We start from the raw sequence: 21,295 nt of genomic DNA, 5'->3' as shown, positions 1-21,295 counted from the left end.
CAATGGCTGCAGGGCGGCAGGCCCGCAACCGCGTCACGAGAGAGATGTGATCACATGACCAGCGCCGTGGAGGGAACGCGCAGGTGATGTTCGCGTCTGCTCCTGATATGCTGTGACGCAACAACCTCGATCATGCTCGTGCTCAGCGTCCGTCACCTCACAAAGTCCTACCGATCCGGCGGTGAGCCGATCAAAGTCCTGCGTGGCGTCGACCTCGACGTTACCTCCGGCGAACGCGTGGCGCTGACAGGCGAATCCGGCTCAGGCAAGAGCACGCTGCTGCATCTCATTGCCGGGCTCGATGCGGCCGACGGCGGCGAAATTCTGCTCGATGGCGCATCGGTCGGCGCGCTCGACGACGCCAAGCGCGCCGCGATCCGGCGCGACCGGCTCGGTCTGGTGTTTCAGCAGTTCAACCTGGTGCCGAGCCTGTCGGTTCAGGACAATCTCAGCTTCCAGGCCCGTCTCGCCGGCCGCCACGATCCGGCGTGGCATGCCGAGCTGGTGGAGCGGCTCGGACTGAAGACGCTGCTCAAGCGCTATCCCGAGCAATTGTCCGGCGGCCAGCAGCAGCGCGTCGCGATCGGCCGCGCGCTGGCCGTCAAGCCGGTCCTGCTGCTCGCCGACGAGCCGACCGGCAATCTCGACGAGGACACCGCCGACGAGGTGATGGCGCTGACGCGCGACCTCGTCGCGCGCACCGGCTGCGGCTTCCTGATGGTGACGCACAGCACGCGGCTGGCCGCGATGCTCGACCGCCACGTTCATCTGCATGCCGGGCGCGTCGCATGAGGCGCGCGCTGTGGGTTCTGGCCGTGCTGCTCAGTCACTGGCGCCGGCATCCGATGCAGCTCGCGACCTTGCTGATCGGATTGATCTCGGCCACCGCGCTGTGGAGCGGCGTGCAGGCCCTGAATCAGCAGGCGCGCAGCTCGTATGACCGGGCAGCGGCGATCTTCGGCGGCGCGCGCACGCCGATGCTGGTCGCGACCGACGGCAGGATGCTGCCCTCGAGCGTATTCGCCGAGTTGCGCCGCGCCGGCTGGCCGGTGTCGCCCGTGGTCGAAGGCCGCGTGCAGATCGACGGCCGCTCGATCCGGCTGCTGGGCATCGAGCCGTTCAGTATCCCGAAGGAGGTCGGCGACGCACCGACGGTCGGGCGCAGCGAGCTCGAGGCGTTTCTGACGCCGCCGCATCGGACGCTGATCTCGCCGGAGACGCTGGACGATCTCGGACTGAAAAACGGCGCGGCGCCCCGGCTCAGCAATGACGCCGCACTGCCGCCGCTGATGGCGCAACAGCAGCTCGCGCCCGGCGTGCTCGTGGTCGACATCGGCGACGCGCAGCGGCTGCTCGGCAAGCCCGGCCAGATCTCGCGGCTGCTGGTCGGCAAGATGTCAGCCAAGCTGCCGCCGTTGCGGGAGTTTGCAGCCGGCCGGCTGCAACTGGTGCAGCCAGAAGCCGAGACCGACCTGGAACGGCTGACCGACAGCTTTCATCTCAACCTCACCGCGTTCGGCCTGCTCTCGTTCGTGGTCGGCCTGTTCATCGTCAACTCCGCCATCGGCCTCGCCTTCGAACAGCGCCTGCCGGTGCTGCGTACCTTGCGCGCCTGCGGTGTCTCGGCGCGCCAGCTCAACGGCGTGCTGATCGGCGAGCTCATCGCCTTCGCGCTGGTGGCGGGCCTCGTCGGTCTCGTCTGCGGCTATGTCATTGCCGCGGCGCTGCTGCCGAACGTGGCGGCGTCGCTGCGTGGTCTCTATGGCGCGCAGGTGCCGGGCGAACTCAACCTGCGGCCGGAATGGTGGATCGCGGGCCTCGTGATCAGCGTCGCCGGCGCGCTCGTGGCCGCCACCACCAGCCTGATCAAGGCGATGCGGCTGCCGATCCTCTCGACCGCGCTGCCCTACGCCTGGCAGGAGGCGCAGCGGCGCTGGCTGCGGCTGCAGAGCGCGGTCGCGCTCGCCTTCTTCGCAGGCGCCGGCCTGCTGCTGTGGTTCGGACAGTCGCTGCTTGCGGGCTTCGGCGTGCTCGCCGCGCTGATGCTGGGCGCGGCGCTGCTGCTGCCGGCCGTGCTGCAACTCGTACTGCGGCTCGGCGAGCGCGGCGCGCGCGGGGCGCTGGCGCAATGGTTCTGGGCCGACAGCCGCCAGCAGATATCGGGCCTGTCGCTGGCGCTGATGGCGCTGCTGATGGCGCTCGCCGTCAATGTCGGCGTCGCGACCATGGTGGAGACCTTCAGCCGCACCTTCCTGGTCTGGCTCGACGGCCGGCTTGCCGCAGACATCTACATCAGCGCGGCTGACGAAGCGCAGGCGCGCGACCTTCAGGCCTGGCTGCGCGCGCGGCCCGAGGTGCAGGCGGTGCTGCCGGGCGGCCGCGCGGAGGCGCAACTGGCTGGTGCGCCGATCGACGTGCTCGGCTTGCCCGATCACGACACCTATCGCGACCACTGGCCGCTGCTGCAGGCCGGCGACGACGCGTGGAAGCAACTGGTGCGCGGCGATGCCGGCTTCGTCAGCGAGCAGCTGGCGCGGCGGCTCAATCTCTCGCTCGGCGACAGCCTGGACATTCCCGCGCCAACCGGCGACTGGCACATCAATGTCGCCGGCATCTATGCCGACTACGGCAATCCGAAGGGACAGGTCACCGTCAACGTCGCCGCGCTGACCCGGCGCTTCCCGGCGACGCCGATGACGCGCATGGCGGTGCGCGCGGCGGCCGCCGATGTCCCGGGGCTGATCACGGCTCTGACCGACACATTCGGGCTCGACGGCCGCAACGTCGTCGACCAGGCAACGATCAAGCAGGAGTCGAAGCAGATCTTCAACCGTACCTTTGCAGTGACCGGCGCGCTCAACACGTTCACGCTCGGCGTCGCCGCGATCGCGCTGTTGACCAGCCTGCTCACCTTGGCCAATTCGCGGCTGCCGCAGCTCGCGCCGTTGTGGGCGATCGGGCTGACGCGGCGGCGGCTGGCCGAGGTCGAATTGTTGAAGACCTTGTCGCTCGCCGGTCTCACCGCGCTGCTGGCGCTGCCGCTCGGGCTCGTGGTGGCCTGGTGCCTGATCGCGATCGTCAATGTGAAAGCGTTCGGCTGGCGGCTGCCGTTCGACGTGTTTCCACTGCAGCTGATCAGGCTGTTGATCGTCACGCTGTTTGCGGCGCTGATCGCCTCGCTGCTGCCGGTGCTGCGGCTGGCGCGGATGCAGCCGGCCGATCTTGTGAGGACCTTCACCATTGAGCGCTAGAGCCACCCTCTCGCGGCGCGGATTGATCGGCGGCCTCGGCCTGCTGGCGCTGCCACGCATCGCCCGCGCGCAGGGCTTTGCCGGCCTCAGCGACAGCGCCGACGGCTTTGCGCCTGTCGTGCCGGGCAAGACCTTCAGCTTCCCGGCCGACCACGGCCCGCACAACGATTTGCGCATCGAATGGTGGTACGTCACCGCGAATCTCAGCGACTCCAGCGGCAAGGCCTATGGCCTGCAATGGACGCTGTTCCGCTCGGCGGCGCGGCCGGGGCCGCAGGGCGAAGGGTTTGACAATCAGCAGCTGTGGATGGCGCATGCCGCCGTCACCCGCGCCGACAGCCATCGCGCGACCGAGAAGTACGCGCGCGGCGGCGTCGGGCAGGCCGGCGTCGAGGCCACGCCGTTCCAGGCCTGGATCGACAACTGGCAATTGCGCGGCTCGGCCGCGACCGACGATCAGGCGCTGACGCCGCTCGACATGACGGCAGCGGCGTCCGACTTCTCCTACGCGCTGCATCTGGAGACCGATCGTCCCGTGGTGCTGCAGGGCATCGGCGGCTACAGCCGCAAATCCGAGCGCGGCCAGGCGTCCTACTACTACAGCCAGCCGTTCTACCGCGCCCGCGGCCATCTCACCTTCGACGATCAGCCGGTCGAGGTCACGGGGCAGGCGTGGCTCGATCGCGAATGGAGCAGTCAGCCTCTGGCTTCTGACCAGAGCGGCTGGGACTGGTTCGCGCTGCATTTGTCCGGCGGCGAGAAGCTGATGCTGTATCGGATGCGGCAGGGCAACGGCGATTACACCTCCGGCACCTGGATCACGGCGGACGGCACGTCGCGCGCGCTTGGTCCCGAGGGCATCGCAATGACTCCGACGGAGGTCGTCGCAATCGGCGAGCGCAAGCTGCCGGTCGGCTGGCGCGTCGCGATATCGGCGCTCGGCATCGCCATCGACACCGCGCCGCTCAACGCCAGGGCCTGGATGGGCACGCGCGTGCCGTATTGGGAGGGCCCGATCAGCATCAAGGGCAGCCACACGGGGGTGGGCTATCTCGAGCTGACCGGCTATTAGAAGGCCCTCACAAGGGGGGAATCGCGCATGTATCACTTCACCGCACTCGTCACCGTGCTGGCGTTGATGCTGTATTTCTACATGGCCGTGCGTGTCGCGCAGGCCCGTGCCAGGTTCGGCGTCAAGGCGCCCGCGACCACCGGCAATGCCGATTTCGAGCGCGCCTTCCGCGTGCAGATGAACACGCTGGAATGGCTGCCGATCTTCGTGCCGGCGCTGTGGCTGTTCGCGATCTACATCAGCGACGTCATCGCCGCACTGATCGGCCTGGTCTGGATCGCCGGCCGCGCGATGTACATGGTGGCCTACAGCAAGGACGCCGCGAAGCGCGGCCCCGGCTTCGGCGTCCAGGCCCTGGCAGGCTCGGTCCTGCTCGTCGGCGCGCTCGTCGCGATCCTGTGGCGGATGCTGCATGGCTAGGCTGCCGCCCTGCCGTCGTCCCTGCGAACGCAGGGACCCATAGCCGCCGGCGGATGTTTGTTGCGCAGCGGGTCGACGTGCAGGCCTGCTATCGCGATAGATCACGCGGTATGGGCCCCGGCTTTCGCCGGGGCGACACCAATGGTTTGGCCGATCACTTCGTCAGCGGACAGCCGCTCTCCTTGGCGGAGAAGAACGCCTTGTCGCCGGGCACGGTAGCGAGCTGCTTGTAGTAGTCCCACGGCTTCTTGGATTCCGACGGCTTCTTGACCTCGAACAGGTACATGTCGTGGACCATGCGGCCGTTGGCGAGCACCTTGCCCTGCGCGAAGGCGTCGTCGACCGGCAGCTCCTTCAGCTTCGCCGCGACGGCTTCGGAGTCCTTGGTGCCAGCGGCCTTGACCGCCTTCAGATAGGACAGGGTTGCCGAATAGGTGCCGGCGTGAATCATGCTGGGCATCCGCGAGGTGCGCTTGAAGAAGCGCTCGCTGAAGGCGCGGGACTTGTCGTCACGGTCCCAGTAGAAGCCCTCGGTCAGCACCAGGCCCTGCGCCGCCTCCAGCCCGAGGCCGTGCACCTCCGACAGGGTCATCAGCAGGCCGGCGAGCTTCTGGCCGCCCTTGACGATGCCGAACTCGGCCGCCTGCTTGATCGAGTTGGTGGTGTCGAGGCCGGCATTGGCGAGCCCGATGATCTTGGCCTTCGAGCTCTGCGCCTGCAGCAGGAAGGACGAGAAGTCCGACGAGTTGAGCGGGATGCGCACCGAGCCGAGCACCTTGCCGCCCTTGGAGGTCACGATGTCGCTGGTGTCCTTTTCCAGCGCGTAACCGAAGGCATAGTCGGCGGTCATGAAGAACCAGGTATTGCCGCCGGATTCGACCAGCGCGCCGCCGGTGCCGACCGCGAGCGCACGGGTGTCATAGGCCCAATGGAAGCCGTAGGGCGTGCAGGCATCGCCCGTGATGCGCGAGGTCGCGGCGCCCACCACGATGTCGATCTTCTTCTTTTCCTTCGACAGGTCCTGGATCGCGAGCGCGACCGAGGAGGTCGTCAGCTCGGTGATCATGTCGACACCCTCGGTGTCGTACCAGCGCCGCGCGATCGACGAGGCCAGATCCGGCTTGTTCTGATGGTCGGCGGTGACGAGTTCGACCTTCTGCCCCAAGACCTCGCCGCCGAAATCCTCGATCGCCATCTTGGCGGCCTCGACCGAATATTTGCCGCCGTAATCGGCATAGACGCCGGACTGGTCGTTGAGGATGCCGATCTTGACCTGTGCCGACGCCGGCGCCGCCACCAGCAGCGCACCCGCAGCAGCAAAAGCCAAAAAGCCCGATTTCATATGTTCTCTCCCGATTGTTCCTGCCTGATTGTTCTTGGTTCATTCATCCTGGAATGCCACGTCATGATAGGCCAGAACCCCGGCCGCGCCCATCCCTTCCCGCGGCGATGGTCGCGCCCGAGTGCGGGGCCGGGCTCCGGCTTTTGCTTGGAGAGCTAGGACGCCGGCTCGGTACGCCTCGATCCGTCGGCGAGGTTGCGGACCACGACGTAGAAGATCGGCGTGAAGATCAGGCCGAACAGCGTCACGCCGAGCATGCCGAAGAACACCGCGACACCGACCGCCTGGCGCATCTCCGATCCCGACCCGGAGGAGACGACCAGCGGCAGCACGCCGAGGATGAAGGCGAACGACGTCATCAGGATCGGCCGCAGCCGCAGGCGGCAGGCCTCGATCACGGCCTCCAACCGCGGCCGGCCCTCGCGTTCGATGTCACGGGCGAACTCCACGATCAGGATCGCATTCTTGGCCGCGAGCCCGACCAGCACCACGAAGCCGATCTGGGTCAGGATGTTGACGTCCTGCCCCATGATCCGCACGCCGATGGTGGCGGCGAGCAGGCACATCGGCACGATCAGGATGACCGCGAAGGGCAGGCTCCAGCTGCCATATTGCGCCGCCAGCACCAGGAACACGAACAGCACGCAGATCGGAAACACATAGAGCCCCGAATTGCCGCCGGTGACCTGCTGATAGGACAGGTCCGTCCATTCATACGAGAAGCCGCTCGGCAGCGTCTCGTCCGCGAGCCGCTTCATGATGTCGATCGCGGCCGCAGAACTGGTCCCCGGCAGGGTGTCGCCCTGCACTTCAGATGATGGATAGAGATTGTAGCGCGCGACGCGATCGGGCCCGGAGACGTCCTTGAAGCCGACCACGCTGCCGAGCTGCACCATGTCGCCGGCGGCGTTGCGGGTGCGCAGGCGGGCGAGATCCGCGGTCTCCTTGCGGAACGGCAGGTCGGCCTGCGCCGTGACGTGGTAGGTGCGGCCGAACAGGTTGAAGTCGTTGACATAGGCCGAGCCGAAATAGGTCTCGATCGTCTCGGTGATGTTGGCGATGGGCACGCCGAGCTTCTGCGCCTTGACCCGGTCGATGTCGACGAACACCTGCGGCGTGTTGGCGCTGTAGGGCGAAAACACCGCCGTCAGTCCCGGGGCCCTGCGTGCGGCGGCGACCACTTCATCGGTCGCGGCCGCGAGCAGGGCGCTGCCGCGGCCTTGGCGGTCCTGGATGCGCATCGTGAAGCCGCCGCCCGTGCCGATGCCGGGGACCGCCGGCGGCGGGATCACGATGATGAAGGCCTCCTCGATGGCGGACAACCGCTTGCGCAACTCCGCGGTGATGGCGTTGGCCGTCAGTCCGTTCCTGGCGCGGACCTCGGGCTCGTCGAACACCGGAAACAGCGCCGCGGCATTGCTGGACTGGGTGCGCGTGGCGCCCGACAGGCCCGCCAGCGCCGGAACGCGCACGACGCCCGGCGTCGCCAGCGCGATGTTCTCGATCTTGCGCACGACCTCGGTGGTGCGGGCCAGCGAGGCGGCGCCCGGCAGCTGCACCGCGACGATGACGTAGCCGCGATCCTGCGCCGGAATGAAGCCTTGCGGCGTGGTATAGAGCAGCCAGCCGGCGCTGCCGATCAGAGCAGCGTAGAGCAACAGCATCAGGACGGCGTGGCGGATCACGAAGCCCGCCGCGCGCGCATAGCCATCAGCCAGCCGGTCGAAGACGCGGTTGAACAGGCCGGTGAAGGCGCCCCAGCCGCGCGCGATGACGTTCCAGCGCGCCGGCGGCCGTTTCTCGCCATGTGGCTGCAGCAGTTGCGATGCCAGCGCCGGCGACAAGGTCAGCGAACAGAAGCAGGAGATCGCGGTCGCGACCGCGATGGTGACGGCGAACTGCTGGAAGAATTGCCCGGAAATGCCGCCGAGGAACGCCGTCGGCACGAACACGGCGCACAGGACCAGCGCGATCGAAACCAGCGCGCCGCCGACTTCCTCCATGGTCCTGAGCGCGGCGTCGCGCCGGCTCATGCCGTGCCCGAGATGCCGCTCGACGTTCTCGACCACGACGATGGCGTCGTCGACCACGATGCCGACCGCGAGCACCAGGCCGAACAGCGTCAGATTGTTGATCGAGAAGCCGAGTGCGGCCATGACCGCGAAGGTGCCGACCAGCGAGACCGGAATCGCGACGATCGGAATGATCGCAGGCCGCCAGCCCTGCAGGAACACCAGCACGACGATCACGACCAGCACCATCGCCTCGTAGATCGTCTTCACCAGCTCGCTCACCGACTGCGCGATGAATTCGGTCGGGTTGTAGCCGATATTGTAGTCCAGCCCCCTGGGGAAGTTGGCCTTGAGACCGGCCATGGTGTCGGAGATGCGCTTGGCGGTGGCGAGCGCATTGGAGCCGGGGCGCTGGAACACCAGCAGCGCCGCCGCCGATTTCCGCAGCAGGAAGCCGTTGGTCGAGAAATCCAGCGCGCCGAGCTCGATCCGGGCGACGTCGCGCAGCCGCACCGTGCGGCCGTCGGTGCCGGCCTTGACGACGATGTCCTCGAATTGTCCGGGCTCCTTCAGCCGGCCGCTGAAGGTCAGATTGGGCTGGAAGGCGCGGTCGGCGATCGGCGGCGAGGCGATCTGGCCGCCGGTGATCTGCAGGTTCTGGGAGCGGATCGCCGCGATCACATCGCCCGCGGTCATGCCGAGATTGGCGATCTTGTCGGGGTCGAGCCATAGCCGCATCGAATAATCGCGCGCGCCGAAGATCGTGATGTCGCCGACGCCGTCGAGCCGTAGCAACTGGTCGCGGACCTGCAGCAGCGCGTAGTTCGAAATGTAGGTCTGGTCGAAGGTGTCGTCCGGCGACAGCATGAACACGACCATCATCAGGTCCGGGCTGTTCTTGCGGGTGACGACGCCGTTGCGCTGCACCTCCTCCGGCAGGCGCGGCTGCGCGATCGCGACGCGGTTCTGCACCAGCACCTGGGCCTTGTCGAGATCGGTGCCGAGCTTGAAGGTCACCGTGATGTTCAACTGGCCGTTCGACGTCGCCTGGCTGTACAGATACAGCATGTCGTCGACGCCGTTGATCTCCTGCTCGATCGGGGCTGCGACCGTGTCGGACACGGTCTGCGCCGAGGCGCCGGGATATTGCGTTGTGACGACGACCGTCGGCGGCACCACCTGCGGATATTCCGAGACCGGTAATGTCGTATAGGCGAGGCTGCCTATGATCAGCAGCACGATCGACAGCACCATCGCCAGGATCGGCTGATTGATGGAGAGCCGGCCGAGATTCATGTCTTGTCACCGGGCTTGCCGCCGTTCGAGGCGGCTGCGGGATGCGGACTGACCTTGGCGCCGACACGGGCGCGCTGCAGTCCCTCGACGATGACGCGGTCCTCCGCCCTGAGGCCTTCGCGGATCACGCGCAGGCCGTCAGCGAGCGGCCCGAGCATGACCGGCCTGGCCTCGACGGTGTCGTCGTCCTTGACGACGAACACGATCTTGCGCGACTGATCGGTGGCGACGGCCGTGTCCGGCAACAGCAGGGCCTCATATGGCGCGCTGCCGATCAGGCGCACGCGGCCGAACTGCCCCGGCAGGATCGACAGATCCTTGTTGGGGATCACCGCGCGGCTGCGCAGCGTGCCGGTGGAGACATCGAGCCGGTTGTCGAGGAAGTCCATCTTGCCGTCATGCGAGGGCTTGGTCTCGCCTGCGAGTGTCACCTCGACGGGGTTCGGCGTGTCGCGGGAACTCGGCCGCTTGCCCTCGAACCAGAGCCTGTTGTTCTTGAGATAGGTCGCCTCGTCGACATCGAAATAGATGTAGATGGGATCGACCGACACGATCGTGGTGAGCAGCGTGGAGGTGCCGCTGTCGCTGCCCTGCACGAGATTGCCGGGGGTCACGAGATGGCGGCTGACGCGGCCGGTGATCGGCGCCACCACATGCGTGAACTCGACATTGAGTCGCGCCGCCTTCAATGCGCCCTCGGCCTGCATTTCGGCCGCATGCGCCGCCTGCAGCGCTTGACGGCGCTGGTCGACGACGGCTTCCGTGACGGTCTGATTCAGCGTCAGGGACAGCGCGCGATCGAGCTCGCGCTTGGCCAATTCCACCTTCGCACGGGCATCCGCCAGCTGGCCATCGGCCTGGGTGGCGACCGCCTCGAACGGGCGGGGGTCGATCACGTAGAGCAGGTCGCCGGTCTTGACCATGGCGCCGTCACGGAACTCGACGCTGTTCACATAGCCCCCGACCCGCGCCCGCACCTGGACTTCCTCGACCGCCTCGAAGCGCCCGGTAAACTCGTCCCAATCGGTGACCGTCCGCTTGGTCGGCTGCGCCACGGTGACCGGCGGAGCGGCCGGGGCCGCCGCGGCCGGCTGCGACGGCTTCTCGCTGCAGCCCGACAGGCCCAGCAGGAGCAGCACGACCGGCAGCCCGATCGCGCGCACGCGCCGGGGGCTGCGATCTGCGGCTTGGCGTGAGGGAACAGGGGAGCAGGTCGCGCTCAAGGTCGTCTCCTTTGCACCAGGCCGCGATCGGCGCGATGGGCCACAGGCGTTCGAGAGCATCGTCGTTCGATAGCATCGTCGCTCAATAGCATCGGTCGATGAAATCCGTGCATCGCCACTCATGGTCAGATCGTCGACGGCACGCACCCTGCCACAATCTCACATGGGCGGTCGTTTTGTAACAGAGAAACAAACGTGCTGACTGCCGGTAAATTCACCAGCGCCGGCCGATTTGATCTCTTGATCTCGGGACAAGGACCCGGCCGAGTGCGAAAAGATGACGCATGTCATGCCTCACCAGCGAACTGACTTGGCGAGCCGTCTCGGTTTTTTTGCGGCGCAAAATGGCGTAGCAACAGCGCGCAAGGACGGAGGACTTCAGACATGACGGCCTCGATTTGCTCCGTTACACTGCTGCGCAAGACCAAGAACCGGATCCCCGGGAGGACGAGGCGTCGCATGTACACCGGCAAGCACGCCCGGCTGCGTCCGCTGCAGCCCGCCTTCATCATGGCCTCCACCGGCGAGGCCGTGACCTATCGCGAGCTCGAGGCGCGCAGCAACCGGCTGGCGCATCTGTTCCGCAAGCGCGGCTTGAGGCGGCTCGACCACTATGCGATCTTCATGGAGAACAACGGCCGCTATCTCGAGGCGTGCGGCGCCGGCGAGCGCTCCGGGCTCTATTTCACCTGCGTCAACTCGTATCTCACGCCGGGCGAGCTCGCCTACATCCTCAACAACAGTCAGTCGCGGCTGCTGATCACCTCGGTCGCCAAGCTCGACATCGCGCGCGAGGCGCTGAGGGAAGCGCCCAACGTCGAACTCTGCATCGTCGCCGATGGGCATCAGGATGAATTTGGCGAGAGCGCGCGGATCGTCGGTCTCGCGGAGGCGACGGCCGGATTGCCGGCGACGCCGATTGCCGACGAATGCGTCGGCACCGCAATGCTGTACTCGTCCGGCACAACGGGCCGGCCGAAGGGCATTCTGCGGCCGCTGCCCGAGCAGCCGCCGGTGCAGCAGCTGCCGATCTTCGACTTCCTCGAAAAGCTGTGGCGCTACCGCGAGGGCATGATCTATTTGTCGCCGGCGCCGCTCTATCACTCCGCCCCGCAGGCCGCCGTCAACCTCACCATCCGCATCGGCGGCACCGTCATCATCATGGAGACGTTCGACCCCGAGCGCTATCTCGCACTCGTCGCGCAATGGGGCATCACCCATACGCAGCTGGTGCCGACGATGTTCTCGCGCATGCTGAAGCTGCCTGAGGAGGTTCGCAGCCGCTACGACCTGTCGACACTGGAGGTCGCGATCCATGCCGCCGCGCCCTGTCCGGCGCAGGTCAAGGACGACATGATCAAATGGTGGGGACCGATTATCCACGAATATTACGGCGCCACCGAGGGCCTCGGCTTCACCGCCTGCGACAGCGAGCAATGGCTCGCGCATCGCGGCACCGTCGGCAAGGTGCTGTTCGGCGACCTGCATATCCTCGACGACAGCATGCAGCCGTGCCCGGTCGGGACCGCCGGCACGGTGTGGTTCAAGACGGGATCGCCATTCGAATATTTCAACGATCCCGAGCGCACCCGGGAGGCGCGCTCCGCCGACGGCACGATGAGCACGGTCGGCGACGTCGGCCATGTCGATGCCGACGGCTATCTCTACCTCACCGACCGCGCCACCTTCATGATCATTTCCGGTGGCGTGAACATCTACCCGCAGGAATGCGAGAACCTGCTGATCACCCACCCGAAGGTCGCTGACGCCGCCGTATTCGGCGTGCCCAATGCCGATCTGGGCGAGGAGGTGAAGGCGGTGATCCAGCCAATGCCCGGCATCCCGCCAGGCCTGGAGCTGGAAGAGGAGCTGATCACCTTCTGCCGGCAATCGTTGTCGCGGCAGAAGGTGCCGCGCTCGATCGATTTCGAGACGGAGCTGCCGCGGCTGCCGACCGGCAAGCTCTACAAGCGCCTGCTGCGCGACCGCTATTGGGGCAACAGGACCTCGCGGATCGTGTAGCTGGCCCCCGCACCTCGCTTGATCCTCGTCAAGCCCGGGCGGGCCGGCACGGCTATCATGACCGGATCGTGACGGCAGCAGTTCCACGAGACATGCCCATGCGCGCGCATCAAATCATGACGAGGTCGGTGATCACCGTGACGCCGGGCACGCCGGTGGCCGAGGCGGCACGGATCATGCTGCGCAACCACATCGGCGGGCTGCCGGTGGTCGACGCCTCGGGTACGCTGGTCGGTATGGTCACCGACGGCGACTTCCTGCGCCGGGCCGAGCTCGGCACCGAGCGCAAGCAGGGCCGCTGGCTCGACCTGCTGGTCGGACGCGGCCGCATCGGCGCCGACTTCGTCCATTCCCACGGCCGCACCGTCGGCGACATCATGAGCCGGCCTGCGGTCACCGTCAGCGCCGATGCCGGCCTCGCCGAGATCGTCGAGACCATGGAAAAGCACAACATCAAGCGTCTGCCGGTCGTGAGCGGTGACAAGCTGGCCGGCATGGTGACGCATACGGACTTCGTCCAGACGGTGGCCGATCTCGCGACGGTCGTGCCCGGTCCGACCCCCGACGATGACGGACTGCGCAGCGCCATTCTCGACGCCCTCGACCATGCCGCCTGCAAGCATTGCCGCTTCAACGTCGTCGTTCGCAACGGCGTCGCGCATCTGACAGGCGCCGTGCGCCACGACAAGGAGCGGGTCACCGCGATCGTCGCGGCCAAGAGTGTGCCCGGCGTCAGGGACGTGCGCGACCACATGTGGGTCTACCCGCCTCCGGAGGACGAGTTCGGCGGCGGAGACATCGTCTCGTTGCAGGACGAGCCGTCGACCGACGACGACCAGCCGCTGTGAGGCCGTCCGTGCGTCATGCAATCGCGTTGTCGGTCCTGCTGCTGATCCCTCAGGCGGTTGCCGCGGCCGAAGATCTCGACCACGGCCGGCGGCTCGCCGAGCGCTGGTGCGCCGAGTGCCACGCCGTGGGCACCGAGCCGGGCAGGTTTCGGCGTGCCAGGCCGTTCGTCGCAATTGCGGCCAAGGACGGCCTGACCAGGGACATGCTGGTCAAGTTTCTGCTGCTTCCGCATGCGACCATGGCCAACAACCTGCTCGGTCCGTCCGATGCAGCCGATCTGGCGAGCTACATTGTCAGTCTGCGCAAGTAATCCGATACGCCGTCGGCGCGCCGGAGGTCTGGGCGTTGTTCGCGCCCGACGGTCGCCGACGAGGCGGACGAACCCGCGGCAGGACGGCTGGAAGGCGGTGTTCCCGCAGGCCTGCGGGTTGACGGCGCGGAACCAAAATCCGACGTCGACGTTTGCTGTAATCGCCCCGGAGGATGAAGCACGCGGCACGATCCCGACGGGTCATCCCGGCGCTCGGTCCCTCGTCCCCGGAATAACCAATAAGAAACATGCCTGCGAGATGGCCCTTGCATTCGTACACGAACAAGTTGCTAATCTTTCCCGCGGCGTCTTCTCTGTTGTCCTGTTAGCAAGGAGCATGCGACGTGCACGGAACGCCCGGCGCCTCCCCCGACCAACGCGTAGCCGATGACGAGGCGGCCTATCTGGCAGCCATCGTGGACTCATCCGCTGACGCCGTGCTCGGCACGGACAACGACGGCGTCATCCGCAGTTGGAACCGGGCGTGCCAGCGGATGCTCGGGCATGGCGCGGCCGAGATGATCGGCACCTCCGTCTTCGACATCATTCCCCCCGAACTGCGCGAGGAAGCGCGCGCCATTCGAGCGCGGGTCAGTCAGGGGGAATCGATCGAAGGCCTCGAGACGGTGCGCATGACGAAGCAGGGCCGTCCGATCGAAGTCTCGATCACGTTTTCGCCCATTCGCGGCAAGGCCGGCAACATCATCGGGATCTCCGGCATCGTCCGCGACGTGAGCGAGTCCAAGAAGGCAGAGCGTAGCGCGGCGATGCTCGCAGCCATCGTCTCGTCGTCGTCCGACGGGGTGGTCAGCAAGACGTTGGACGGGACGGTCACCAGCTGGAACAGGAGCGCAGAACGAATCTTTGGATTCTCCGACTCCGAAATGATCGGCGCGTCGATCCGCAGGATCATTCCTCCGGAACGCCAGGCCGAAGAGGATCGCATCCTGGCGACCATCATCTCCGGCGCGATCGTCGACAATTTCGAGACGGTCCGCATCCGCAAGGACGGCGCGCTGATCGACGTCTCGGTGACGGTCTCCCCGGTGCGCAACGCCGCCGGCCGCATCATCGGCGCCTCCAAGATCGTGCGCGACATCACCGACAAGCGCCAGACCCGCGAGCAGTTGCGGACCCTGCTCGCGGAAGTCAACCATCGCAGCAAGAACCTGCTGTCGCTGGTGCAGGCCATCGCCCGGCAGATGACCCGCCATGGCCGGCCGCTCGACCTCGGCCGCTTCCTGGAACGGCTGCAGGCGATCGCGAACAATCAGGATCTCCTGATCCAGAACGACTGGCGCTTCATCCCGCTCGGCGGCCTCGTCCGCTCGCAGCTCGGCGCCTTCGGCGACCTGATCGGCAATCGCATCGCCATCGATGGCCCGCCGATCGAATTGACGCCCGAGGCCGCCCAGTCCATCGGCATGGCGGTCCACGAGCTCGCGACCAACGCTGCCAAATATGGCGCGCTGTCGAACGATGACGGGCAGATCGCGATCCGCTGGAGCACCGACGGAACGGCCTTCGACATGAGCTGGACGGAGAATGGCGGCCCGCAGGTCGCACCGCCCACGCATACCGGTTTCGGCAGCCGCGTGATCTCCGACATGGTGCGGTCCGGGCTGGATGGGACGGTGGAGGTGCTGTTCCCGGTGTCCGGCCTGCGCTGGCATCTCACCTGCTCCCTGCAACGCCTCAGCCGCAGCAGACTCAATGCGCATCGGTGAGAAGATCCACATTCTGGTCGTCGAGGACGATCCCATGATCGGCTTCGACCTGGCGGTCGAACTGGAAGATGCAGGCTTTGCGGTGGTCGGCGTGGCGCCGACGGTGGCCAAGGCGCTCGATCTGCTGGAGCGCCATGCCTGCGACCTCGCGGTGCTCGACGTCAACCTCGGACACGAAACCTCAGCCCCGATCGCTCGCGCCCTCGTCGCCGCCGGCGTGCCCTTCGTCGCCGTGACCGGTTACTCCGTCGATCAATGTCCGGAGGAATTTGCCCGCGCGCCGCTGCTGTCGAAGCCGTTCCAGACCGCCCGGCTGGTTGCGGCATTGAAGCGGCAATTGCATGAGTGATGGCGTCGGCGCGTTGCAAACAGCCGGAGACGAGACGCGAGACGCGAGGCGCGCGTTGCATCTGACGATGCGCTTCCACCTCGCGCCGCAGGCCGGGCGAGGTGGACTGGGCCTGCGGAGCGATGCCGGGCTCCACGCGAAAGGTCTATGCCGCCTTGGCCTTCTTCGGCTCGGTGAAGAATGCGAGCACGATGGTCAGCAGCATGAACACGACCGAGGCGCCGAACACCCAGCGCGGCGCGTTCATGTCCATGATCCAGCCGAACAGCAACGGGCTGAACACGCCGGCGACGTTGAAGCCGGTCGAGACGATGCCGAAGGCGCGGCCGGCGGCGCCCGGAGGGGCAGCGTTGCGCACCAGCATGTCGCGCGATGGCGCGATGACGCCGCTCATGAAGCCTGCCGTCAGCATGATTGCGACCAGCAGCACGGCCGGCAGGTTCATGAAGGTGATGAGCAGCACCAGCACGGTGTTGATGGCATAGGCGACTGCCGCCACCAGATTGTGGTGACGGATTCGGTCGGCGAGATAGCCGCCGGCGAGCACGCCGACGGCGCTGGCGCCGAGGAAGGCGGTCAGTGCGATGTTCGCGGTCGCGAACGAGATGCCGTAGCCGTTCATGAGGGCCACGACGCCGAAACTGGAAATGCCGATATTGGACAGGCTGAGCAGCATGAAGAACACCGTCAGCAGCATCAGCATCGGTGTCACCAGGTTCGGCTGCTTGGCCGTGCTGCCGTCGGCGCGGACCGGATGCGGGTGCTTCGGCACTTCCGGCACGTTGCCGGCGAGCAGCAGCAGCGCGGCGAGCGGGCCGACGAGGCCGGTGGCGATCAGCGCACCGGAGCCGCCCACGGTCGTGACCAGGGCCGCGACCACCGCGGGCGCGACGGCGCCGCCGAGATAGCCCGAGAAGGTATGCACGCCGAAGGCGCGGCCCATCCGCTTCTCTTCGATATGGGCCGACAGCAGCGCGTAGTCGGAGGGATGATAGACCGCATTGGCCAGGCCCATCAGCACCGCCGCCGCCATCAGGCTGGCGTAGCTCAGATAGACGCCGAGCATGGCGAGCGAGACGCCGCCGAGGGTGAGGCCGAGCAGCAGAATGCGGCGCGCGCCGACGCGGTCGACCAGATAGCCGACCGGCGCCTGGGTCAGCGCCGAGACCACCGCGAACACGGTGAGCGGAAGACCAAGCTCGACATAGCCGACGCCGAGCTTCTCCTTGAGATAGGGAAACAGCATCGGCAGCACGTACATGTGCAGGTGGCTGACCCAATGGGCCAGCGAGATCAGCGCCAGCGTGCGCACCGACGATGCGGCCCGGACCGGAGCCGAGGTGTGTTGCGATGCGGCAAGAACGTCAGCCATGGTCGATCCGTTTGGCTCCGGGCGTCAATGATGGACCTGAAGGGCGCGTTGCCGGCGAACCGCCGAGGCTCCCGCAATGAAGGCTCCCGCAATGAGGGCGCGCGACACAACGCCACACTATCGGATGACGGTTCATTGTCCATGAACGCCGGTGCATGGCACCTGCGCGCGCCGTCCGGCAGTTGTCGGCTGGGTGTTGCTGGCATGTTGGGTGATGTGCCGGCGGGAGGCACAAGGCTCACGACCAAGGGTGTCATCGGCGAACGCCGGACGAGCGCCGGGCCGCTCACGATTGCGACGCAAACCCCGGATTGCCGTCGACGCCGGACAGCGTGACCTTGTTCGGTCCGGTCAGCACCAGCTGACCGTTGCGCAGATGGTTGGCGACGACGTCCCACACCGGCTTGCCGTCCTGCGCGTTCATCGACGCCCAGCCGGCGACCTTGTAGCTCTTGCCGGCCTCCAGCGGGCGGCCATCGTCGCGCGTGAGATCGGAGATGCGGCGCCCGATCGGCTCCGACGGGGTGCAGCGGTAGGAGAAGCCGCCGGTGCGCACCATGTCGCCGCCCTGCTGCAGATAGGGGTCGGCGTTGAAGAGGTTGTCGCAGACGTCCTCGAGCACGTCCTTGATGGCGGCACCGGTCATCCGCTGCACGTAGGTTTCGGGATAGCTGATCGCGGTCTGCGCCAGCACGTCCTCCAGCAGGATGGATTGGCCGGAGAGCAAGGTCGGACCCCAGCGGAATCCCGGCGACAGCGCGATCTCGGCATCGAGCTCGCGGCGCAACGCGGCACAGATCAGATCGTCCGTCGTGCCCTCGAAATTGCCGCGGCGGTAGAGCAGCCGGTCGGATGTCGCGAGCTTTTCGCTCCAGGCGGCGACCTGCGGCTGCTGCGTCTGGTCGATCAGCGCCTGCATCGCCGCATCCGGCTTCAACAGTTCCGAATAGACCGGCAGCAGCCGGTAGCGTGCATCGGCGACACGGCCCTTGCCGACATCGAGATCGAGCACGGCGAGAAATTTGCCGTTCGAGCCGGCGTTGGTCACCAGGGTCGCGCCCTTGGCGTTGCTGACCGCGACCGGTTGCGGAATCGCGTCATGCGTATGGCCGCCAAGGATGACGTCGATGCCGGTGACGCGGCTCGCCAGCTTGAGGTCGACGTCCGTGCCGTTGTGCGACAGCAGGATCACCGCATCGACCTTGTCGGCGCCGCGCAAGGCATCGACGAGCTTCTGCAGCTCCTCCTCGCGGATGCCGAACGTCCAGTCCGGCGTGAAGCGGCGCGGATGGGCGATCGGCACGTAAGGGAAGGCCTGCCCGATCACGGCGATGCGCGCGCCGCCGATCTCCTTGATGGTGGCGGCCTTGAACACGCGCCCGGAGCCGGGATCGAACGCCTTGGCGTCGTTGAAGGCGGCCTCCTCGGTGAGGAAGACGTTCTGCGCCAGGAACTCGCCCTTGAAGCGGGCGAGGTTGGCGCGCAGCGCCTCCTCGCCATAGGTGAACTCCCAATGCCCGGTCATGGCGTCGATGCCGAGCAGATTGGCCGCGCTCACCATGTCGGCGCCGTGCATCGCGTTGGCGAGGCCGGTGCCCTGCCAGAGATCACCGCCGTCGAGCAGCAGCGAGCGGTGGTCGCCGGCATCGGTGCGCAGCTTGTCGATCAGGGTTTTCAGATGCGCGAAGCCGCCCATCCGCCCGAAGCGAACGGCGTATTTTTCGAACTCGAAGGAGGTGAAGGCATAGGCTTCGGCGCTGTCGGAGCGGATGCCGTAGCGGTCGAGAAAGGCGCGCTCGACCAGATGCGGCGGCCGTCCCCACATCTCGCCGATGCCGAGATTGACGCTCGGCTCACGGAAATACACCGGCCGCAACTGCGCATGCGTATCCGTCATGTGCAGGATGCGCGCATTGCCGAATTTTTCGATGTCGTAGAGGCTGACGGTGTCGACGGCGGCAGCGCTGCGCAGCAGCGCCGGCGCGGCGAATGCCACGGCACCTGATGCTTTCAGAAAATCCCGGCGCCGCATCGTCATGGCCAGCGTCCTAGCGGATCTCCATGTCCTTCCAGCGCTGCTTCTCGCTGGTGGCCTGGACGATCGAAGCCTTGGCGAGCGCCTCGGCCTCCTGCGCCGATGTCAGCGCAGACTCGAAATTGCCGGACTCCGCCGCCTTCTTCGCAGCAGTGAGAGCAGCCTGGGTCACGGTCCATTGGTTGCGCAGACGTCCGGCTTCCTTGTTGGCGCTCTCGGCCGCCGCGACAGCCGCGAGGTAGTCGGCTTCCGACGCGGCCCGCGCGGAGCCGGCGCCGACCGCTGACACCATCATGGCGAACACGATCTTTTTCATGACGTGTGTTGTTGCGATATTTCTCATGGCCGCGCTCCCGGTCCTGAAACCGGCAGGCCGTTCGACACGTAGGAGAGGTAATATTCGAGGTTGCGGTATTCGTCCGACTGCGGCTCGACCGGCACGGCGCGGGTCTGGCTGTTGCAGGTGACGAAGCGGCGGCTGATCGTGCCCATGCCGCTCCATTCGGAACGGTAGATCGGCATCGCGTTGAGGATGCCGAGCGCCGGCGCCAGGATCTCGGCGCGGATGCGCTCGCCCGGGCTCTGCACGTGGCAGCTTGCGCAGGAGAAATTCAACTGGCCGCGGCGGGTGTAGAAATACTCCTTACCCTTCTCATAGGCCTCCAGCGCTCGCGGATCATCGGGAATCCTGATGTCGAAGCGCTTGCCGCGCGAGGTGAACGCCATGTAGGCGGTGAGCTGCGCCATCTCGTCCTTGACGTAGGAATAAGGCTGCTCGCCATTGGCCTCGCGGCACCTGTTCAGTGCCAGTTCGAGGGTGATGACCTTGCCTTCCTTGTCGTCGAAATAGGGATAGGTCTGGCGGATGCCGATGCCGCCGTTCGGGAAACAGTCGGCATAGGTCTTGCCATTCTTGAACGGCTTCGAAAACATCTCCTTGCCGGCTTCGAGCGCGAACTCGTAGGGCGGAAACTGCTCCTTCTCCTCCCACTGCCGGCGCATGTCGGCGTTCATCGAATAGGGGCCGTTGACGAAATCGTCGAACGCGACCTTCGGGAACTTGTTGACGAAGAACTGCTGGAACGCCTTGGCGTCCTTGGCCGGGTCCGGCTTGTCGGCCGCCGCAACGCCGGATGCGCCGAGCGCGAACGCGGCCGTGACGGTCAGCGCGAGGCGCTTTGCGCTCATTGGATGGTCGCCGTCAGGCTGTCGGTCGCGCCCTTGTTGTCGACCCAGCTCACCTTCAGCTCATCGCCCTTGGCCGCGCCCTTGAAGGCGAACTTGACATAGGGGTCCTTGGAGACCGCGGTGCCCCAGTCCGCCAGGAACACGGTCTTGTCCTTGTGCGTGAAGGTCAGTTGCTGGATGTAGTGCGCCGGGATCAGCTCGCCCTTGGCGTCCTTGACCAGGCCGGTGTCCATCGGGTGCTGGATCAGTGTCTGCACCTCGGTGATGTCGCCGTTCAGGATTGCGCGGACGCGGATGCTCGATGCCATGATGATCTCCTGCCCTAGCCGCCGCAGCCGCCGACGGTGACCTTCACTTCCTTGGTCGCGCTGTAGAGCTTGCCGCCGGATTCGACGAGCGCGATGACGCTGGAGGTCTTGGCCATCTTCAGCCGGTTCGCCACCGCGGGCACGGTGCCTTCAGGGATCTTGTACGACGCCGCCAGCGCGTTCGGATTCTCGGCGACGATGAAGGCGATCGAGGTGACGTTCGGCAAGGTCGTGGTCACCGCGATCGGCACCACGCCGCCATTCTCGGCGATTTCAGGCGCATCCAGCTTGATCTTGTCGGATACCTCGTGATCGCGACCGTACAGCGCCTTGACCGCATCGGCGGCGTTCTTCTGCTTGAAGGCGTCTTCCGGATATTTGTTGTCGTTGGTCGCGGCGAAGGCGGGCGCTGCGTGCAGCACCGCGTTGCCGAGGCCGATCAGCGCGACGAGGCCCGCGCCTTTCAGGATCAGGCGGCGGTTGGCCGACGGGCCGAACGAGGCAGTCATGGGTGTCTCC

At 66.5% G+C, this 21,295-nt stretch carries 18 protein-coding genes; 9 read left to right on the top strand and 9 right to left on the bottom strand.

Features of this window, described 5'->3' with window-relative positions; all coding sequences use genetic code 11:
• Positions 1 to 132: 132 nt before the first annotated feature.
• From ACQR1B_RS05630 to ACQR1B_RS05615, 4 genes are read left to right on the top strand one after another with little or no spacing between them, the layout of a single operon-like run.
• A complete protein-coding gene (locus tag ACQR1B_RS05630) occupies positions 133 to 792 on the top strand; it encodes an ABC transporter ATP-binding protein (RefSeq protein WP_434834275.1) in 660 nt (219 codons plus the stop codon).
• Positions 789 to 3,251: an FtsX-like permease family protein gene (locus tag ACQR1B_RS05625; protein WP_434834276.1), complete on the top strand. Its 2,463-nt coding sequence runs from the start codon at positions 789 to 791 to the stop codon at positions 3,249 to 3,251. The genes ACQR1B_RS05630 and ACQR1B_RS05625 overlap by 4 nt, the downstream gene beginning before the upstream one ends.
• Entirely contained in the window at positions 3,241 to 4,323 is a 1,083-nt protein-coding gene (locus ACQR1B_RS05620; RefSeq protein ID WP_434834277.1) for a lipocalin-like domain-containing protein, read from the top strand. Before ACQR1B_RS05625 ends, ACQR1B_RS05620 begins: the two co-directional genes overlap by 11 nt.
• 27 nt (positions 4,324 to 4,350) lie before the next feature.
• Positions 4,351 to 4,743: an MAPEG family protein gene (locus ACQR1B_RS05615; RefSeq protein WP_434834278.1), complete on the top strand. Its 393-nt coding sequence runs from the start codon at positions 4,351 to 4,353 to the stop codon at positions 4,741 to 4,743.
• 154 nt (positions 4,744 to 4,897) lie between these two features.
• On the opposite strand, the gene ACQR1B_RS05610 is transcribed toward ACQR1B_RS05615, so the two are convergent.
• From ACQR1B_RS05610 to ACQR1B_RS05600, 3 genes are all read right to left on the bottom strand, one after another.
• Positions 4,898 to 6,085, bottom strand: a complete 1,188-nt coding sequence (locus ACQR1B_RS05610) for an ABC transporter substrate-binding protein (protein ID WP_434834279.1) — start codon at positions 6,083 to 6,085, stop codon at positions 4,898 to 4,900.
• 155 nt (positions 6,086 to 6,240) lie between these two features.
• Complete coding sequence (locus ACQR1B_RS05605; RefSeq protein WP_434834280.1) at positions 6,241 to 9,393, bottom strand: efflux RND transporter permease subunit; 3,153 nt, start codon at positions 9,391 to 9,393, stop codon at positions 6,241 to 6,243.
• Positions 9,390 to 10,556, bottom strand: coding sequence for an efflux RND transporter periplasmic adaptor subunit (locus ACQR1B_RS05600; RefSeq protein ID WP_434834281.1), 1,167 nt, complete (start codon positions 10,554 to 10,556; stop codon positions 9,390 to 9,392). Before ACQR1B_RS05600 ends, ACQR1B_RS05605 begins: the two co-directional genes overlap by 4 nt.
• Positions 10,557 to 11,075: 519 nt before the next feature.
• On the opposite strand from ACQR1B_RS05600, the gene ACQR1B_RS05595 reads away from it, so the two are divergent.
• The 5 genes from ACQR1B_RS05595 to ACQR1B_RS05575 all read left to right on the top strand — a co-directional run bounded on the left by ACQR1B_RS05595 (position 11,076) and on the right by ACQR1B_RS05575 (position 15,873).
• A complete protein-coding gene (locus ACQR1B_RS05595; protein ID WP_434834282.1) occupies positions 11,076 to 12,638 on the top strand; it encodes an AMP-binding protein in 1,563 nt (520 codons plus the stop codon).
• Positions 12,639 to 12,736: 98 nt separating this feature from the next.
• Positions 12,737 to 13,486 carry a CBS domain-containing protein gene (locus tag ACQR1B_RS05590; RefSeq protein WP_434834283.1) on the top strand — a complete coding sequence of 250 codons (750 nt, stop codon included), beginning with the start codon at positions 12,737 to 12,739 and terminating at the stop codon, positions 13,484 to 13,486.
• An 8-nt stretch (positions 13,487 to 13,494) separates the two neighbouring features.
• Positions 13,495 to 13,797: a c-type cytochrome gene (locus ACQR1B_RS05585; protein ID WP_434834284.1), complete on the top strand. Its 303-nt coding sequence runs from the start codon at positions 13,495 to 13,497 to the stop codon at positions 13,795 to 13,797.
• 344 nt (positions 13,798 to 14,141) lie between these two features.
• Positions 14,142 to 15,524: a sensor histidine kinase gene (locus ACQR1B_RS05580; protein ID WP_434834285.1), complete on the top strand. Its 1,383-nt coding sequence runs from the start codon at positions 14,142 to 14,144 to the stop codon at positions 15,522 to 15,524.
• Positions 15,511 to 15,873 carry a response regulator gene (locus tag ACQR1B_RS05575; RefSeq protein ID WP_434834286.1) on the top strand — a complete coding sequence of 121 codons (363 nt, stop codon included), beginning with the start codon at positions 15,511 to 15,513 and terminating at the stop codon, positions 15,871 to 15,873. The genes ACQR1B_RS05580 and ACQR1B_RS05575 overlap by 14 nt, the downstream gene beginning before the upstream one ends.
• 145 nt (positions 15,874 to 16,018) lie before the next feature.
• Here ACQR1B_RS05575 and ACQR1B_RS05570 read toward each other — a convergent pair whose 3' ends face one another.
• The 6 genes from ACQR1B_RS05570 to soxY form a co-directional block, all read right to left on the bottom strand.
• Positions 16,019 to 17,245, bottom strand: a complete 1,227-nt coding sequence (locus ACQR1B_RS05570) for an MFS transporter (protein ID WP_434834287.1) — start codon at positions 17,243 to 17,245, stop codon at positions 16,019 to 16,021.
• A gap of 286 nt (positions 17,246 to 17,531) precedes the next feature.
• Positions 17,532 to 19,283 (bottom strand): thiosulfohydrolase SoxB, encoded by a 1,752-nt coding sequence (soxB, locus tag ACQR1B_RS05565; RefSeq protein ID WP_434834288.1) that lies wholly within the window; start codon positions 19,281 to 19,283, stop codon positions 17,532 to 17,534.
• Positions 19,284 to 19,293: 10 nt separating this feature from the next.
• Positions 19,294 to 19,596, bottom strand: a complete 303-nt coding sequence (locus tag ACQR1B_RS05560; RefSeq protein ID WP_434834289.1) for a hypothetical protein — start codon at positions 19,594 to 19,596, stop codon at positions 19,294 to 19,296.
• A 23-nt stretch (positions 19,597 to 19,619) separates the two neighbouring features.
• Positions 19,620 to 20,468 (bottom strand): sulfur oxidation c-type cytochrome SoxA, encoded by an 849-nt coding sequence (soxA, locus tag ACQR1B_RS05555; RefSeq protein ID WP_434834290.1) that lies wholly within the window; start codon positions 20,466 to 20,468, stop codon positions 19,620 to 19,622.
• Positions 20,465 to 20,776: a thiosulfate oxidation carrier complex protein SoxZ gene (soxZ, locus tag ACQR1B_RS05550; RefSeq protein ID WP_434834291.1), complete on the bottom strand. Its 312-nt coding sequence runs from the start codon at positions 20,774 to 20,776 to the stop codon at positions 20,465 to 20,467. The genes soxA and soxZ overlap by 4 nt, the downstream gene beginning before the upstream one ends.
• A gap of 14 nt (positions 20,777 to 20,790) precedes the next feature.
• Entirely contained in the window at positions 20,791 to 21,285 is a 495-nt protein-coding gene (soxY, locus tag ACQR1B_RS05545) for a thiosulfate oxidation carrier protein SoxY (RefSeq protein WP_434834292.1), read from the bottom strand.
• Positions 21,286 to 21,295: the final 10 nt, after the last annotated feature.

This window comes from Bradyrhizobium oligotrophicum (assembly GCF_051168495.1).
Classification (GTDB): Bacteria; Pseudomonadota; Alphaproteobacteria; order Rhizobiales; family Xanthobacteraceae; genus Bradyrhizobium; species Bradyrhizobium oligotrophicum_A.
The sequence above is the reverse complement of the archived record's forward strand: the minus strand, read 5'-3'. Positions and strand labels throughout refer to the sequence as shown.

What these genes read in the sequence shown, in the direction of transcription:
- ACQR1B_RS05630 (WP_434834275.1), top strand. Translation starts at nt 133, where the DNA reads ATGCTCGTGCTCAGCGTCCGTCACCTCACAAAGTCCTACCGATCCGGC.
- ACQR1B_RS05625 (WP_434834276.1), top strand. Translation starts at nt 789, where the DNA reads ATGAGGCGCGCGCTGTGGGTTCTGGCCGTGCTGCTCAGTCACTGGCGC.
- ACQR1B_RS05615 (WP_434834278.1), top strand. Translation starts at nt 4,351, where the DNA reads ATGTATCACTTCACCGCACTCGTCACCGTGCTGGCGTTGATGCTGTAT.
- ACQR1B_RS05610 (WP_434834279.1), bottom strand. Translation starts at nt 6,085, where the DNA reads ATGAAATCGGGCTTTTTGGCTTTTGCTGCTGCGGGTGCGCTGCTGGTG.
- ACQR1B_RS05605 (WP_434834280.1), bottom strand. Translation starts at nt 9,393, where the DNA reads ATGAATCTCGGCCGGCTCTCCATCAATCAGCCGATCCTGGCGATGGTG.
- ACQR1B_RS05595 (WP_434834282.1), top strand. Translation starts at nt 11,076, where the DNA reads ATGTACACCGGCAAGCACGCCCGGCTGCGTCCGCTGCAGCCCGCCTTC.
- ACQR1B_RS05590 (WP_434834283.1), top strand. Translation starts at nt 12,737, where the DNA reads ATGCGCGCGCATCAAATCATGACGAGGTCGGTGATCACCGTGACGCCG.
- ACQR1B_RS05575 (WP_434834286.1), top strand. Translation starts at nt 15,511, where the DNA reads ATGCGCATCGGTGAGAAGATCCACATTCTGGTCGTCGAGGACGATCCC.
- ACQR1B_RS05570 (WP_434834287.1), bottom strand. Translation starts at nt 17,245, where the DNA reads ATGGCTGACGTTCTTGCCGCATCGCAACACACCTCGGCTCCGGTCCGG.
- soxB (WP_434834288.1), bottom strand. Translation starts at nt 19,283, where the DNA reads ATGACGATGCGGCGCCGGGATTTTCTGAAAGCATCAGGTGCCGTGGCA.
- ACQR1B_RS05560 (WP_434834289.1), bottom strand. Translation starts at nt 19,596, where the DNA reads ATGAAAAAGATCGTGTTCGCCATGATGGTGTCAGCGGTCGGCGCCGGC.
- soxA (WP_434834290.1), bottom strand. Translation starts at nt 20,468, where the DNA reads ATGAGCGCAAAGCGCCTCGCGCTGACCGTCACGGCCGCGTTCGCGCTC.
- soxZ (WP_434834291.1), bottom strand. Translation starts at nt 20,776, where the DNA reads ATGGCATCGAGCATCCGCGTCCGCGCAATCCTGAACGGCGACATCACC.
- soxY (WP_434834292.1), bottom strand. Translation starts at nt 21,285, where the DNA reads ATGACTGCCTCGTTCGGCCCGTCGGCCAACCGCCGCCTGATCCTGAAA.